We start from the raw sequence: 16135 nt of genomic DNA, 5'->3' as shown, positions 1-16135 counted from the left end.
GTGGCGCCTAAACGCCGAAAAGTCCCCGGCGCCTTTATGCCGAAAACGGTTTGGCTCCTTAACGGCGAAAGTTCACAGCGCGTGAGCGTGAGCTTTAGCACGCGCGCCTCGAGCTTATCAGGCGGATGCACGGGAGCTCGTCCAGGATGGCGCGCATACAGTGACCGTGCCTCGATTTCACGTACAGCAGAAATTTGCTAATTTCTGTTTGTACGGAGGTTCTAATGTCAGAGAAGCTAGTGCCAAAGCGGCAGTACACGGACGAGTTCAAAGTCGAGGCCATTAGGCTTGCCGAATCAGTCGGGCAGCACGAAGCCGCGCGTCGGCTTGGAGTGCCCGTGGCAACCTTGGGCAATTGGAGTCGACGCAGTAGCGCTGCTCAACGTATCGGCGAGGTCGACAGTCACGAAGTGAAGAGCACGCGATCGACGCGCCCGGTCAACGAACTGGAGGCGGAGAACAGCCGCCTTCGCAAAGAGCTCGCCAGTGCGCGACTTGATATCGAAATCCTTCGAAAAGCGACGGCGTACTTCGTGAAGAGGTCGCGGTGAAGTACGCATGGATCGACGAGCACCGCGACCAGTACAGTGTTACTCGGCTGTGTCACATCCTGACGGTGTCGCGCAGCGGATATTGCCAGTGGCGTAACCGCGGGCCAAGTCAGCGAGCGCAGGCCAACGCCGCGCTTGATCGGGAGGTGGCAGCGATCCACCGCGCCAGTCGTGGCAGCTACGGCCGTCCTCGGATCGTGCGGCAACTAAGGACCCAGGGCCAACCGGCGAGCGCCGAGCGTGTACGCCGTAGTCTGCAACGTCTAGGGCTGCGGCCGGTCTATAAACGCCCGTATCGGGTGACGACGGATTCGACACACCGCCTACCGGTGGCGCCCAATCTGCTTGATCGCCGTTTTGACGGCTGGCAGCCCGATCAGGCTTGGGTCAGCGACATCACGTTTGTCAGGACCGGCGAAGGCTGGTTATACCTGGCTGCTATTCTGGATCTTGCAAGCCGACGCATCGTAGGCTGGTCAATGTCAGATCGCATCAACGCGGAATTGGTCTGCCAGGCACTGCGCAGCGCGTGCTGGCACCGTAAGCCCGTGCCGGGGTTGTTGTTACATTCCGATCGCGGAAGTCAATATGCAAGCCGAGCGTACCGGAAACTGGCTGCCGACTTCAAGATGAAAGTTTCGATGAGCCGTCGCGCTAATGCGTGGGACAACGCGCCAATGGAAAGCTTCTTCAAAACCCTGAAAGTCGAGCGAATCTATCAGGTTCGCTACGAAACGCGCGCTCAGGCTCGTCTGGATATCGTCGACTGGGTCGAGGGCTACTACAATCGACAACGCCTGCACACCTCTATCGATTTCTGCACTCCAGTCGAATACGAGGCTAGGATGATCGCTGCATGATTTGCTGTACGTGGAAGCGAGGCAGGATCACAGGCCTGCCAGCCGCTCGGCCAAGAACCGACTCGACCATCGCGAAATGAAGCGCGAGTCACATCGCAGCCGCTGCATGATCGCCTCGCGTGTTTCGCCGTTGTCAAGCATCAAAATCAGCCGAGCGCGCCGGGCGTCAGCTGCGCGCACCGTCTGGCTACGAGTTGCTGCCAGCAATTGTTCGCGCTCGAGCGCGCTCAAAATCATCTTTTCCATGCGTTTCATTGAATACTAAATCGGGTGCTTTTTCAATGACGCAATGGACTAGTTCGATAGGGAGCGTGCCGCCCACGAGCGCGATAGCGTGTGTGAAGGCGTGGCTTGACGAAAATCCTTGAAGGCACGACGTTGTCGCTAACCGTCGATGCGGCGTCATTCCTTCTGGCGCGACAACGCTAACAAGGTTCGTGACGGAAGCCCTACTCAACCCCTCGAGCCCTCTGAGTCGCCTCATGTGCATACGTGCCGGCATCACTTCCGACGAGCAGATCGACGACCGACTGGTGCCCGGTGGCATCAACTGCGTTATCGATGAGTGCGGTTGAGGATACGCGGCGAGGCATTCAGTGGCCTTTGTCCGCCTTCGACAACAAAAATACGCGATCGCCAGCGGCGCAGTGATGAGGCCAGTTGACGTTGCTCTTCTGCTCGTGGCTGAGGGAACCCTACCTCTGACGATGGACGCTGTCACCACCGATCGCAAAGAACACCCTGAAGTCGGAACGAAGGCCTTTAACCCGCAAATTTATACCCGTCATTACCTTCCGGGTTGCGATCGAAGCGATTTTTCCGTGCTTGGGATACAACGCTTTGTTGTCCCCTTGTACGGAGCCGTCCGAGCCAAAAACTTCGCCCAAGCACCCATGTGTCGCCTGGATCCGAAGTTCTATTGCCGATTTGTTGGTTGAAGAGAAGGTCCCCTTCTAAGCGCAGCACTGGTAGTTGAGATGGTGCATTCATGAGGGCCCGTCCTGGGTTGGATTTACAAATCGAGGAAGAGCGTTACAGAAGAGATCCTATCCAGCTGTACCGCAACGAAGGCGCGGTTGAGATCGAGTCAACGTCTGGTCAATCTAGCGCGCCGACGCGCGTAGGCCGAACCGCGGCTATACGCGTCTTCTTCGGTAGGAAACGTAACTGCACTGTCGTGGCGGGCCTCCGTGATCTTGGGGCCTGTCAGATCTATATCAACGACAGTGAAGGCGAAGCCGCCGCCAGCATGCAGTGGATGTACCACGACGTGGTACTCGTGATTTCCAACCTTGATTAAGCGCGACATAGCGTACTCCAAATAGATTGTTCAGGCTGGATCTGCGCCAACATTTGCATTATTGACGCACCCATCGATGAACCTCTTCGCTTGTCGTTCGGCATATCTAAATCCTTCGTCGGGCGTAAGGAAATTGAGTTGCTCAGGCAAACTAACGATGGGCGCAGCGTCGGAGTCGAAAGAAAGAATCGACCATGAGACGGCGTACCGGACTTCTTGGCCATCAAGCGACGGTGCTTTGCTAGAAACGACGCGCACGTCGATCGTGTAGCCGCGATATGGCAGGCAGGACTGGTTTTTCATGCTCATCTCCTACACACCTGGAGCGGCATGTGAAACCACTATACGCGCTATATGCGCTGCACGCCCGGTAAACCGCTAGCCGGCGCGAATTACCACACCGGGCGCTCGGCAGCGCCGGATAAGGAATAGAGGAAACCCTGGGATTCAAGATCGCCTGCCAGCGCGACGAGTTGTCCGAGCCGGTCGGCGATCCGGTCGCGTTGCCGAACACGGACGGGCGATGTCTTCGTCGTGCACTTCAAACCGCTCTTCAGAAATGACTTCGTCGACGAGTACCACATAGCCGTCCCTGACGACGAGCGCGATTTGCTCCGAGTGACGCACGTTGGCACTGGATTCCGGATCACTGGCGGCGACACGATCGAAGAGGCCATCGAACGGGCCACGTAGAAGCTTATCGAAAAAGGCGCGGCGGGTTTTCAACGCGCACTGGAGGAACGCGGCGCGCAGCCCGCGTAATCCGCCACCTATCCACGTTCGCGAGCGTCGAAAGTGCCCTAAAAGCGGCCTCTTCTCGCGCGAAGACGTATCTGGGCACATCCGCCTTCATAAGCATCGGACGCTGATTCGAACCTGAGCTGACTGCCGAAGCGCGTTTCTACTTCGGGAGACGATCTCTGATCGATTTGAAGAAGGAAGAAAGTGAAGTCGCCGCCGACGAGGGGCTGAACGATGACGTGATAGACGGAGTCTCCGATACGAATCGGCTCGCGCTGCATAGCGTACTCCGGTAGTTGTCCTGCATCGTAACACCAATCAATCGACAACGGGTTTTACCTGGCGCTCCGTCAACCAGTGCCACTTCAGCGACTGCCGAGACATGATGCGCGCGATGATCGCGATCGCGTGAGGGCGCAGACGATCGTCACGAGCCCGCGGTATTGGCGCCTGCATGACCAGAGCGTGGATCGCCAGATCGGTCATGCGTCGACGCTGCGCGGGTATTGGGCAGGCTGTGATTGCACGAGGATAGAAGTGAAGCTACGCGCCCTTATCGACCGCGCTGCGGCGATCATCGAAAGAGAGGCGGACGGACTGCGCACCGCGCACGCCACCTTCGACCGCCGCGATGACCGCAAGAGGCGATACGCGATCACGATGAAAAGCTGCGCATCGCAGCAAGCTACGGCAGGCGGAAGCGTTCGACTCCACTGGACAACCGCCCCTGCCGAAACCAGTAGCCGGCGACACGCACACGCGGCTAGTCCTCAGAACCGAGTAGGACATCGATAGCAGCATGCCCGGCAACTTCTCCGACCAGATACGCCCATCGCTCCGTGAAGGGGCCATTACGCAGCTTTACGCTGTTCGCTCGTGCGCCGAGCACCTGGACGTTCTCGGAGCCTTTGATCTGAACCGTCACATCAAACACATCCTGAGCAGCGGAAGTCAGCTCAACGTGAATCTCAAAGCCTCGGTACTCAATCATCCGATTCATAAACCCTCCGATTGGCGACCAAGACTAGCACGAGGGCAACGAAATAGAAACGTGCGCGAGCTCGCGGCGAAGGCTGTGCAAGACGCGTAAAACGAAGAGCAGAGAGCAGAAGCACGGAGAACTCGTGCGCCAATTCGCCCTAGTGTAGTGCTTCTGAATTAGTGGAACCAATGGGTTGTGTCGTCGTCGTACTCTTTGTACGAACGAGGGAGCGAGTCATGAAGACGGCGAAACCGGTTGAATTGAGCAGCGAACAACGCATCAGGCTTGAAGCGATGGTGAGATCGCAAACCCTCGAGGTAAGAGCCGTTCGGCGAGCGCAGATCGTCTTGCTGGCAGCCGATGGTATGGGCAATCGGGAGATTGCTGCGGCATTGGGAATCGGACGGGTGCAGGTGGGACGTTGGCGCGAGCGCTTTGTTCAGGGCGGCGTCGTAGCGATCGAAGATGACTTGCCGCGCAGTGGGCGCAAGCCTCGCATCGATCGAGCCGAGATCGTACGGTTGACGACGCAGAGCACGCCCGAAGCCGCGACTCACTGGAGCACGCGCACCCTCGCACGCAAAGCCGGCGTGAGCGACACCACGGTGCTGCGAATCTGGCAGGCCAACGGACTCAAACCTCACCTGGTCGAGAGCTTCAAAGTCTCGCGGGATCCGAAGTTCGCCGAGAAGCTTGAGGACATTGTGGGCCTGTACATGTCCCCGCCCGAGCATGCGCTGGTGCTGTGCTGCGATGAGAAGAGCCAAGTGCAGGCACTCGACCGTACCCAGCCCGGACTGCCTTTGAAGAGAGGCCGTGCGGCCACCCAGACGCATGACTACAAACGTCATGGCACCACGACCCTGTTCGCAGCGCTCAATACTCTCGATGGTTCTGTCATCGCCCGCTGCGATCAGCGCCACCGTCACACCGAATGGCTCGCCTTCCTGCGCCAGATCGAGCGCGAGACTCCCAAGGGCAAGGAGTTGCATCTGATCTGCGCGAGGTAACTTGCTGGCGTGTCGTATCAGCCCGTCAACCACGGCGACACTTCACGACGACCAAGCCCTGGAGGGGATGATGGAAACGATGAAGTCCGACTCTGCTACCGCTACGCTCGAAAATCCAACAGTTCATCAGTTCCGCGTCCACCGTCCTCACGCGCCCCTTACTTCAGCTTTTGGCCACGACGCCTACGCGGTCGTTCGAAATCTGCTGAGACGGCATCCTGTGTTTGATTCGTTTGTTCTCGGAGCCGAATACAGCCACCCCTACAACCGGAGCAGGAACACGCAAGGCTAGGAAAGCCAACTACTGATCGTCACGCTTCTCGGATCAACCGGTGACCGAATTGGAAAGCTTCTGTCTTCAAGAGGCGGATGGTATAGACACGTGGATGCGTGCAAAAGCGTCGGTTGATATGCCATTTGGGCTGTTGGACCGTCCTGTTCGTCCCATACCGAGTCATCGGGCCAGAGTCGGCGTCGCGTCTCGCACTTAGAAGTTGCTCAGTGTGGAAACAAACGAAACAATCCGCTTTGGCTAGCCGTTCGTGCCAACGATCCGACGCGAACAAGTCGTCTGTGCAACCCATCCGATGGGAGCTGCGCGTGCGATTTGTTCTTGGCCGGTGCGCAGGCTTCAACGTTTCTCTTCGGGGAGTTGTCCACGACACGGCGTCCGCAGGAGACGCTGCTTGCTTACGCTGTTTCGGCTTTTTCGCCTCTTTCTTTCCACGTATTCGACCTTTTGCCACGATACTTCCCCCGCCACCGGCGGCCGCGAGATTCAACCGCTACGCGAAGTGTGAAACCATTCTAAAGAACTGTCGCGGTCTATTTGGTTAGGACGTGCGATGGCGTCACCGTAAGCGTGGTTCCACCGCCGGCGGAGGAAACAGCGATGGTGCTTCTTTGCGCTAGTGTCATCTCGCGGGCAATGAACAGGCCCAAGGCGGCCCGCCCCAGCGCGCTACAGGCCAGCCGCGTTGGGGCGCATTGGTTGATCGAAGATCTCGGCCATTGCGGGTGTCGGCACAGGCTCGCCCCTTTGAAGGCAAACAGCCGCACGATGTCGTTTATATTCCATGGTAACGGTGATAACGCCGTCCCCTCGGCCGCCACCCACATGGCGTAACGCTACCTCGCGTGATGCTGCGTCACAACAAGGGTCACCGAATACCTTCCCTGCGGGAAGTACAGTGATAAGCAATTAGGTTCGCGCTTTGGACGTGTATGTATCTTCCGCGGAGACACTGCGCTTTGCATCGACACGCGAGATGTTTCGTGCCATCTGTGTCGGCGCGGAATGCTGTGGACATTGAACCCCATGCATCATGCAGAACTGCTAGGCCGAATAGCGGAGGTCGCGCTGTTGATTGAGCAATCGTCAAGAGTGGTGTACGCGGGTCGGACGGCGTGATCAAGCGGCCAGCGATTGAGGAGCCGGTGTGCTTCCAATCGCCGGGGTTCCGTCCTCGAAGGGGATACCCTTCAGAAGCGCCTCGATATTCTCTGCGCCGCGGATTTTCCTCCATGACTTTTCGGCGGCTTCAATCAACTTGAACGCCATCGCGAGGAAGGTTGCGCGCGACAGGCAGTTACGTGTGCGGCTTGTGCGATGGCGCACCGTCGCGAACGTCGATTCAATCGGATTCGTGGTCCGCACATGCTGCCAGTGCTCGGCAGGGAAGTCGTAGAATGCGAGCAATTCGTCTCGGTCCTTCGTGAGTTTCTCGACGGCCTTTGGATACTTTGCCGCGTACATGTCGACGAACTGGTTGAACGCGACGATCGCATCGGCTCTTGTCGCGGCATTCCAGATTTCAGCAAGCGCCGCCTTGGCCTTGCCGTGCTGCGACTTGGGCATGACGTTGAGGATGTTGCCGATCTTGTGGAACCAGCAGCGCTGATGCTGTGTCTGGGGAAACACTTCTTCAAGCGCCGCCCACAGCCCCATCGCGCCATCGCCGACTGCGAGCAGCGGCGGCGCCTGCAGACCTCGTTTCTTCAGATCGAGCAGCAGCTTTTCCCAGGATTCCTTCGATTCGCGATAGCCGTCGCTGAGCGCCGCTCGCTCCTTGCAGCCGTCCGGTTTCACGCCGATGATCACCAGCAGGCACTGCCCGTCCGAATCCTCCGCGCGGGCCTGCGTATGGATGCCGTCGGCCCACCAGTAGACCCAGCGCGAGGCCGAGAGGTCACGCTTGTTCCACTGCTCGTACTCTTCTGACCAAGCGGCCTTCAGACGGCTCACGACGCTTGCTGACAGCCCTTTGGCCTGCTCGCCCAGCAACTCCGATAGCGCCTCGCCCATGTCGCCTGTCGAGACACCACGCAGGTACAGCCACGGTAGCGACGACGACGCCCGCGGCGACTTGCGCACATACGGCGGTACGATCGTCGAATTGAACTTGATGCCGGAGCCCGAACGATCGCGAACCTTCGGCACCTGAACAGGCACCGGTCCCACGGCCGTGACGATCTCGCGCTCTGGCAAGTAGCCGTTGCGCACGACCGCCCGCCGCCCATCGATCGTCTTCACATTCGAATATTGCTCGAGCATCACTGCCAGCTCCGCTTCGATTGCCTGCTGGATGATTCGCCGCGCTCCTTGCTGAATCAAATCGTCCAGGCCGGCGGCTCCCTCGACTTGCGCTTCTTCCGCTGTTTGGCTGCCGCTAGTTTCCTGCGTATGTTTCGCCATGGTGGTGGAGTTCGATTGTGGAAGTGTTACCGTGAGAAGCAACATTCTCCTTCAATCGCCACGGCCTTCTTCCGCCTCTTCCCTACGCCGCGTACACCAGTTTCAACGATAGCTCCTGTTGATTTCGTGATTCACTGTCGGTTTGCGCATGGGCGTACCGATTTTGGATCGGCGATGGTTTGTCTCCCTATGCCTTGCGGTTTTTCGACGGCGAGCACGGTCGGCATAATCACCGCGATCGGTGTTTGCGGACTGCGATTGCCAGCGGGCGCAGCCATTTTGCTTGGCGGCATTCTGGCTCCGACCGATCCCGTCTTGGCGTCCGGCGTACAGACGGAGCGTGGCCAGGATCCTGATCGCCTCAGGTTCAACCTTGCCGGCGAGGGCGCTGTGAACGACGCCACGTCGTTTCCGCTTGTTGCGCTGGGCTTTGCGATGCCCAAGGGGCCTTGCGCATTTAAGCGTCTGGCACTGGATATTTTTGGACGTATTATGGTCGAGCGGTGCTGGCATCGTCCTTGGGGCCTTATAGGGGCTGTGGTCGGGGATGTGGTTCTGTATTTGCGAACGCGGCATGAGCAAGCGGTTGGACTAGACGAATTTCTAGCGATTAGCGTGATCGGCATGGCTTACGGGGTCGCCCGGCTAGGTGAAGCGTCGGGCTTTCTCGCTGTGTTCGCCGCTGGTCTAGCATTCAAGCGAGTGCAGGACCTGCCCCGACGCGGTACGGTGCCCTTGGGCGCTACTTCGGGCGCCGAGGGACATGAACATGAAACGCTCGCAACGCATCCGCATCACGCCAGCGAGGTGATGGGACGCAGTGCGAAACTTTAACGCGCAGCTCGAATATCTCGCTGAGCTGACGGTAGTCGTGATCATAGGCGCACCGCTTCCCGGGACGGCGCCAGTGAGTGTTGTGGTGGTTCATTCCGCCGTGCTATTGCTCGTGCGCCCCGCGGCAGTGGCTAGCGGCGCGCTTGGCACGGCAACCATCACACGTACTGGCGCGATGATGGCGTGGATCAGAATGGGTGGTATCGGCTCGATGTTCTAGCTGATGTAAGCGATAAATCATGGCCTCAGGGACCCGCTCTCTAGGCGATTTCTGGCGCTGACGCTTGGCGTTATATCCGCATCGATCGTGCTGCATGGTGCTTCGGTCCGGCCGATGATGAGGTGTTATGACCGATCTCTTCCGCGCCTCCGCCGATGAACGGCAGAGTGACCGGCGCAGACCGGCGTTGTGTACTACGCTGCTCGCTATCACCGCGCGCCTGCGGCGTGTGCCGCAACGGGCTCGGCACCGCGTAAAGTTGCGCACCCATAGGGCTGCCTCCTATCTGCGAGCGACGGAGCGGCCAGTGTTTCCAAGCGGCGTCGGCAATGCGCCTCGCCGGTCTACTTTCTGGGGCCTCCATGGTCATGAGCGCCAGCGAGGCATCTGCCACCCGCGCGCATCGAAGGCGATGAGTCGGCGTAGCTCTTGCCAATCTAGGTCTTCACGCGGCGGCAGAGTTCGTAAAAGCAACGCGAATAAGCGCCTGTGATCATCTGACCTATAAGGCGGCATTAACGCGATCGGGAGTGCAAATCACGATAAACCAACTGCATGACTTGGCCAAAATAAAGCCTCTCACCCAGCGGCCAAAGGTGTACAGTCGGAACACGCCTCGCGTTTAATGGAGGCGGCCTTCAGAGGTACTTATGCGACTAGAAAATAGGAATGCACTTCCCGCTGCGGCGAATGAAACCGCCTACAACCGGGACCGTCGGGCACGCCACCTCGTTCTACAAGCTGAGGACGCTGAGCGGGCAGAGCAAAGGCGGATCAGCTATGCGCTCATCGATTCGACTCTAAGCAAGTGGCGATATCCTGCTGACGGTATGAGAGGCTGATCTCGACGCGCTTTTCTAGAAGCGCTGTGCGACGGGTTGCTCACCGAAAGACGGGCTATCTGTTGGGCCGAGTCGCTGCCCAGCCGCGATCGACGTGCCGTCTCGCCCCGCCAAGTGATTTGGCTGTTCCGTGTCCAAGCAAGGTGCCCCCGGTCAGACCGGCGCGGCCTTCGATAGCGCCGTGATTGAAGATATATTGAACCGTCCAGCCCTTGCATTAAAGGGATAGACACTAGGAAGCCAGTCATGAACGAGCGCTTGATCGATGTAATAGACCGCAACGGCACCGTGTTGCACACGTACCCAATTACACTCAACGAGTCGGACCACACCACCGACGCCTTCGACCATCCGCAATACAGCGCTAAGGCGCTCGAAGCGGCAGCCCACGGCCGCCTCGTGGCCGACACTGAACTTAGCACTTTGACAGCCAGGCAACATATTGATCGGGGCGGTCAGATGGCTCCTTACGGCGACGACATTGAGAGGAATTCGGAAACGAAACGGGCCTTGGACGAGGCTGTGCGCGAGCGAGCATACCTGCTCTGGGAGACAGACGGACGCCCCGATGGGCGCGCGGAAGAACACTGGCAACGGGCGCGTGATCAGCATCTTCGGGAACGGGCCTACGTTCTGTGGCAGCAGGAGGGAAGTCCGGAGGGCCGTCAAGATGAACATTGGCGTCGACTCGTTGACTTTCAGGCACAGTGATTCGCCAATCAAGGCTAACGGTTCGATGAAGGACCGGAATAGTGCCGGTTGCATGTTGACCGTGCTTGGACCGGTATGCCGATGTCACCGTGGATATAGCCGCGAAGCACCCTGGGGCGGGCAGCTTGCGGTTGCCACGGTTTCCCACTACTGACGCAGCGCGGGTACTTGGACATCGTTGACGGGAAAGTTGTCGCCACCAAATTGTGAGATATCTGCCCCGATGTGGGCAGTGTGAGGGAGCACCTTATGCAATACCCGCTATATGTGCACGGTGATAGCCGTAACGGTTTCCGCGCTAGTTTCGCCGATCTACCTTTAGCCTCTGCTCGTGGTGCCTCGCTTGATGAACTCCGCGCGAGTGCGCAGGGCGCGGTCGAACTGCAGTACGACAGAAGTGAGCAACTCATACCCGGTCCGACCTGCAGCATGTCGGAACTCCAGTCGTTGGAAATGGACGATGGCCATGGCATTTGGATGTTCGTCGAGATCAACCTGCTGCGGGTTACATCGCAGGCTGTAAGCGTTGAGTTCAGCCTTTCGGCGAGCCTGCTGCACGAAGTCGATGCGAGCGCGAAACAGCGGCGTTTGACGCGCTCGGCGTTCTTTGCACTAGCTGCGGCGCGTGAGGTTGGGGATCCTAGAAATGGGTGAACGTCCGCGAGTCGCGTCGTGGCGCGCTGCTGCAGATCGAACATTAATGGGCATTGAAGCCAAGAACATTAAAAACCAAGGACTTCTGGTCGTTCGTATCGCTCAACGTGAGGTACGAGCGCAATGCTAGTCGTAGCTCGTTTCGATGAGGAGGAAAAGGCCATGATCGATAAACAGGTAGATGCCGAAGAATTGACGGAGGCCAGGAATAGCAGGCAGGCCGCAGCGAATGCGACGGATGATGGGATGCGGATTGCCGAGGACGACGACGAAAAGGCCGCCGAACAGAGCACGGAATGCAGCCCAGAAACAGAAGTGGTCCAAGAAGCGCAGACTGACAGTGATTCGTGAGACCACTACGAGGGGGAATATGACCACGTACTGACGAATTTCGGGTCCGTGCCGTTGGAGAGTTGTGAGGGGATCATGATGACCCAGCTAAGTAAAGACTGCAGAAAACATTTATATCGCATGATTTTGGAGTTTCCCGGTAAGCAAGCTGTATTTATGCTTGCGGCGAATCGCAACGATGCGTGGAAGATAGCGCTTCGCGGAGTGTGCGCTGTATATAACGTATCGACAGATTTCGTTTCGCTCTACGGCCTTCACTCTTGTACGGAACTGATTGGTTTCGGCAAGAGCACAGACGAGGATCTACGGATCTTTGAGATGGCCTGGTCGGAAGACGATGTTACAAAATGGGTGTCCTCGCCGCTGTTTTTGACGGGGGATCCAACGGTCATCGCTCGTTGGGTTGAATTGCAAGCCACTCTTCAGATCGGCGCAACGGCGGCAACGGCCAGCGCATCGCTGTGATACCGCGACGCCAGACTCGCACACGTTGGCTAGATTTCGCGGAGCGCCATGCCTCGCGCGGTGGTCTCGTAATCTGGCGGCATCGATAACTCTGCGATGCGGAACGGGGTTGCGCGCTTTCGCTTTGCCCTCGGCCTAGCGGATTTTAGCCGCCGTATCACCAGCTTAAGCAAGCTGCACGGCAGAAATCGACACCTGCGTCGTGACAGACGAGAAGTTTGCGTTGCATGAGAAATCATTAGCTTGGTAATCGAAACAAGGGCGTCGTTAGGCAGGTGCGGGGGATGAAGTCGAGCCAACCTTGGCGCGGCCTTTATGGCAGGCAGCGGTTGGTAAGACGGGCGTGGCTGACGAGGATGCGGGCTTTGCCGCTTTGCTGGATAGCAAATCCTTAAGCTGTCATGTCACATGATCAAGCGCATAGCTGTCGCTCAGCGGCAGAAAGAAGTCAATATGTTAGGCGATCTGCTCCTATTTCTCTCCAGTGGCCTGCTTGCGCTTTCATGGTGGCAGCTATTCCTCGGCACGATCGTGATGACGCACATCACGATCGTGAGTGTGACGCTATATCTTCATCGCTGCCTCGCACACCGCGCGCTCGACCTGCACCCGGCCGTCCGTCATTTCTTTCGGTTTTGGCTTTGGATGACGACTGGTATATCCGGCGGCTCCTGGGCCGCGGTGCATCGGAAGCATCACGCGAAGTGCGAGACAGCGGACGATCCGCATAGTCCGCAAATGCGCGGAGTCCTTAAAGTAGTCTTAGAGGGAGCGGAGCTGTACACCGCCGAGTCGCTGAGTGAAGAGACCTTGCGCAGGTTCAGTTCGGGTATGCCTCAGGACTGGCTGGAGCGAAACGTGTATATGAGGTACCCGAATCTTGGCGTTAGTCTGCTGATGGTCATCGACGTCGCGCTGTTCGGCGTGATCGGCGTGTCGGTGTGGGCGGTGCAGATGATGTGGATCCCGTTCTGGGCGGGCGGCGTTGTCAACGGCTTCGGGCATTTCCTGGGATATCGCAACTTCGATACCGACGACGCGAGCACGAACGTGATCGCACTCGGCATCCTACTCGGAGGAGAAGAGCTTCACAACAATCACCATGCGTATCCGACGTCCGCAAAGCTGTCGAACAAGTGGTACGAACTCGATGTGGGCTGGATGTACACTTGCATCCTGGCGGCGTTCAAGCTCGCGACTGTCAGAAAAGTGTCGCTGCCGGCGCGCCTGATCGCGGGCAAGCGCACAGTCGACGACGCCACGCTGCAAGCGGTACTGCGTCACCGCCATGAAGTCATGGCCTCATATCTGAAGTCTGCGGAAATCGTATGCGTCCAGGCCTTAGCGAGGGATCGGCACCTCCGTCGCCGGGAAAAGCATCTGCTTCGGTGCGACGTGCGCGAATTGCTCAGGCAGCAGGCGCCGCCCGCTTGGGGCAAGCCGCCACAGCTGCCGTCATTCCACGGCGCCTGGGGCGACAACTCGACGCTGCGCACCTGCATCGAGTTGCGTCGCGAACTGTTGGTTCTCTGGGGCCATTCGAGTGCATCGCGCGAACAGTCGGTCAAGCAGTTGCAGGTGTGGTGCCGGGCGGCCGAGCAAAGCGGCATCGAGGCCATAGGGGCATTCTCGTTGCGTCTGCGCCAGTATGCGGTCTAGCGAGCCGGTTGTCCGTCGGTATTGAACCTGCGATTAAGGGAGCAAGGTCGTAACGCTTCGCGCAGGCGAGGAACACCCTCACCCGTCAGGCAACCTGTACGCGCCCGGGCGCTTGTTGGGAACCCGGCAATATCGGACAAACACCTCCTGTTGTTGGGGGCCTCTCCCGCCGTCAAGCATCGACACTATGGTGGGGGTCGGACGATTTGCAAGTTGCAAGACATGGACGGCTCGTGGATCGTCTGTAGTGAGTTGAACAGGCGCACAAGTTCGCAGTGGCCGAAATCTTCGTCAGCGTCTGTTTCGCCCATCCTCGTAACGGTCAAGTCGGCGCAGAAGCTCATCAATCGCCCCGGACTGCTGCGGAAGGAGATGAGACGTGTTGATTAGACGAAGCAAGCGATCACGCCAGTAAAGGCGTGGTAGGACTGGCTGTGGAAAACGTGAATCGAAGTCCCATTCAATCGCCAATCGGATATGTGCAATGTCGTCATCAATGACGAGCAGCTCGTAGGCGCACAGATGCGGAATTGCTCTCGCCATTGCTCCCCACTCCTGATCAGCGTTGAACCGCGCGTTCAACAAGGGCGTTGGCCAAACGCCGCATGGCATTAAATATCGTCGTACTGTTCTATGCGCTTCAATAGTCCAAAGATGGCGTCGCGCTGATGCGCGAGGAGACTTCGTCCCGTGAGAAGGTTCAACAACCGCTGCCGCCAGTAAGCGATGGTGAGGACCGGCGCGGACTGCTCTTCACTGACTCCCGCTCGATCGCGAAACGAAAATGTTCGATCTCGCCGTCGATCGATCGCAGTTCATGGGAGAGGAATTTTCGACGACGCGTCGGGTACAGTACCGGTACGCATCTATCGTGCATGCACCAAGTGGGCCTTTGGACAATCGTAAGCGCACACGGCTCCAATAATCCGGAAGCTCGGCCGTCGTAAGCCCCACATTTGACAGCCCGTGGTTTGGCTCCGATGGACGAGCGGGATCTGAGGAGGCGGTCAGAAAGTTGTACGCTTGACCCGTCGAAGCAATCGGACGCGAGCCAGGTAAGCGGCACGTGCCGGGCGCCCGGGAAACTTGTCGGTGCAGAGAAGGATGCTGCCGGTTGTAACTTCAATCTCGCGCAAGTCCATAAGGAACTGCCTCGAGGACGCCCGTACTGGGTTCTTCGCAGGAGGCGCGTCGATTGCGAGCCTGGAGAACCGGGAGGGGCGTTCGGAGGGCGTTGGGGCGACATGATGACGCGGCGGGTTGCTCAAATAGTAGGATAAGCGAAAGGACTGGCCGACTGAGAGATCGACCGGCCGAGGGCGGTCATCGTCGACGCCTAAAGGCTGGATTTACCGGGCAATCTGTCGATAACATGATTGTATGTGAACCACCGGGCCTCCTCCGTGCGCCGGACGCTCTGCTGATACCAGTAAAACGAGACGGAAAATATGATCGCCATCGCCGTCAGAATTGCGTAGATTGCATATGTCATAGTGAACCCCTTAGTGCTGCCTTACCATCCTTTGGCTGGGCAGAGAGTGCGACTGGCCCGGCATTTGTTTTGCGAGCAACCCATAGGGAACAGGGAACGTGCGAAACATCCTGCTGTCGCGATAGCCGTTCCGGACCGCATCCAAGCGTCATCGGCGCCCTGTCGGGCGCCATTCGGAACAAGCGAAGACCGGGATACAGCAGTACGTCAGAGCTCGTTTGCCTGAACCTTGCCATCTACAATGTCCTTGCCGTATTGCATGGCCGAATCGATGGCGTCGACCGCGTTCGTAGGGTCAGTCGCAGCGTACACCGTTGCGTAGCGCCGCGGCTTCACATTGCTGCGTTGGATGTCCTCGATTCGCACAACGGAAGAGAACCTTCTGGCACCTTTGGCATACGGGTCCCGATGCAGTGGGAATTCCTGATGAGTAAGCACGAAGCTCACACCCTCTGTATTCGATAGTGGCGATGGTCATGACCGCGTGGTCCCCTTTGGGTGCTGATCGCCAGCAACGGTGTCAATGCGGCGCTGATCAGGCGGCCAGAGGTGCATTTCGTGTCACTTCACAATGCGCCTAATACCATGGCAAAGCAAACTAAACCGCGTCGGAATCCAAAATAAATAAATAGGGCTGTTGCCGGCTTCGCACGCGCCGAGACCGCCGAAGAACTGCTCTCCCGCACGGCGCGGTAATGTACCGAGAAGTGTGCAAAAAGCTGCTTGCGGGAAAATGCTTAGGAAGGGTGGCCGTGGTGTAAGTTGATG

13 protein-coding genes and 2 pseudogenes are annotated in these 16135 nt (G+C 58.3%); 8 read left to right on the top strand and 7 right to left on the bottom strand.

Going from position 1 to position 16135, the window contains the following annotated elements:
• Nucleotides 1-224 precede the first annotated feature (224 nt).
• A protein-coding gene (locus NCR34_RS26725; RefSeq protein WP_250501312.1) for an IS3 family transposase occupies nt 225-1411 on the top strand; the annotation gives its coding sequence in 2 pieces (ribosomal slippage) (nt 225-519 and nt 519-1411; 1188 coding nt in all).
• A 30-nt stretch (nt 1412-1441) separates the two neighbouring features.
• On the opposite strand, the pseudogene NCR34_RS26720 reads toward NCR34_RS26725, so the two are convergent.
• The 4 genes and pseudogenes from NCR34_RS26720 to NCR34_RS26705 all read right to left on the bottom strand — a co-directional run.
• A pseudogene (locus tag NCR34_RS26720) lies at nt 1442-1666 on the bottom strand (helix-turn-helix domain-containing protein); the annotation flags it as partial.
• A 1075-nt stretch (nt 1667-2741) separates the two neighbouring features.
• Nucleotides 2742-3014: a hypothetical protein gene (locus tag NCR34_RS26715; protein WP_250501311.1), complete on the bottom strand. Its 273-nt coding sequence runs from the start codon at nt 3012-3014 to the stop codon at nt 2742-2744.
• A gap of 756 nt (nt 3015-3770) precedes the next feature.
• Nucleotides 3771-3938, bottom strand: a complete 168-nt coding sequence (locus NCR34_RS26710; protein ID WP_250501310.1) for a hypothetical protein — start codon at nt 3936-3938, stop codon at nt 3771-3773.
• A 277-nt stretch (nt 3939-4215) separates the two neighbouring features.
• On the bottom strand, nt 4216-4452 hold the full coding sequence (locus NCR34_RS26705; RefSeq protein ID WP_250501309.1) for a hypothetical protein: 237 nt from the start codon (nt 4450-4452) through the stop codon (nt 4216-4218).
• Nucleotides 4453-4670: 218 nt separating this feature from the next.
• Here NCR34_RS26705 and NCR34_RS26700 point away from each other — a divergent pair.
• Nucleotides 4671-5432, top strand: a pseudogene (locus NCR34_RS26700) (IS630 family transposase); the annotation flags it as partial.
• Nucleotides 5433-6855: 1423 nt separating this feature from the next.
• Here the strand turns inward: NCR34_RS26700 and NCR34_RS26695 are convergent.
• On the bottom strand, nt 6856-8139 hold the full coding sequence (locus NCR34_RS26695) for an IS256 family transposase (RefSeq protein WP_250501314.1): 1284 nt from the start codon (nt 8137-8139) through the stop codon (nt 6856-6858).
• 189 nt (nt 8140-8328) lie between these two features.
• Between NCR34_RS26695 and NCR34_RS26690 the strand changes: the two genes are divergently transcribed.
• The 6 genes from NCR34_RS26690 to NCR34_RS26665 all read left to right on the top strand — a co-directional run bounded on the left by NCR34_RS26690 (nt 8329) and on the right by NCR34_RS26665 (nt 13875).
• Nucleotides 8329-8973 (top strand): cation:proton antiporter domain-containing protein, encoded by a 645-nt coding sequence (locus NCR34_RS26690; protein WP_250501308.1) that lies wholly within the window; start codon nt 8329-8331, stop codon nt 8971-8973.
• 1308 nt (nt 8974-10281) lie between these two features.
• Nucleotides 10282-10746, top strand: a complete 465-nt coding sequence (locus NCR34_RS26685; protein WP_250501307.1) for a DUF2934 domain-containing protein — start codon at nt 10282-10284, stop codon at nt 10744-10746.
• Nucleotides 10747-10995: 249 nt separating this feature from the next.
• Nucleotides 10996-11400 carry a type II toxin-antitoxin system HicB family antitoxin gene (locus NCR34_RS26680; RefSeq protein WP_250501306.1) on the top strand — a complete coding sequence of 135 codons (405 nt, stop codon included), beginning with the start codon at nt 10996-10998 and terminating at the stop codon, nt 11398-11400.
• A gap of 162 nt (nt 11401-11562) precedes the next feature.
• Nucleotides 11563-11751 (top strand): hypothetical protein, encoded by a 189-nt coding sequence (locus tag NCR34_RS26675; protein WP_250501305.1) that lies wholly within the window; start codon nt 11563-11565, stop codon nt 11749-11751.
• Nucleotides 11752-11826: 75 nt separating this feature from the next.
• Entirely contained in the window at nt 11827-12216 is a 390-nt protein-coding gene (locus tag NCR34_RS26670) for a hypothetical protein (RefSeq protein ID WP_250501304.1), read from the top strand.
• Nucleotides 12217-12669: 453 nt separating this feature from the next.
• Entirely contained in the window at nt 12670-13875 is a 1206-nt protein-coding gene (locus tag NCR34_RS26665; RefSeq protein ID WP_250501313.1) for a DesA family fatty acid desaturase, read from the top strand.
• Between the two features lie 1699 nt (nt 13876-15574).
• Here NCR34_RS26665 and NCR34_RS26660 read toward each other — a convergent pair.
• Together NCR34_RS26660 and NCR34_RS26655 are read right to left on the bottom strand one after the other, a co-directional pair.
• Entirely contained in the window at nt 15575-15814 is a 240-nt protein-coding gene (locus tag NCR34_RS26660; RefSeq protein WP_350029466.1) for a hypothetical protein, read from the bottom strand.
• A 114-nt stretch (nt 15815-15928) separates the two neighbouring features.
• The coding region (locus tag NCR34_RS26655) for a hypothetical protein (protein ID WP_250501303.1) at nt 15929-16135 on the bottom strand (207 nt) is incomplete at its 5' end.

It is taken from the genome of Caballeronia sp. GAWG1-5s-s (assembly GCF_023631445.1).
In the GTDB taxonomy this organism is placed as follows: Bacteria; Pseudomonadota; Gammaproteobacteria; order Burkholderiales; family Burkholderiaceae; genus Caballeronia.
The sequence above is the reverse complement of the archived record's forward strand: the minus strand, read 5'-3'. Positions and strand labels throughout refer to the sequence as shown.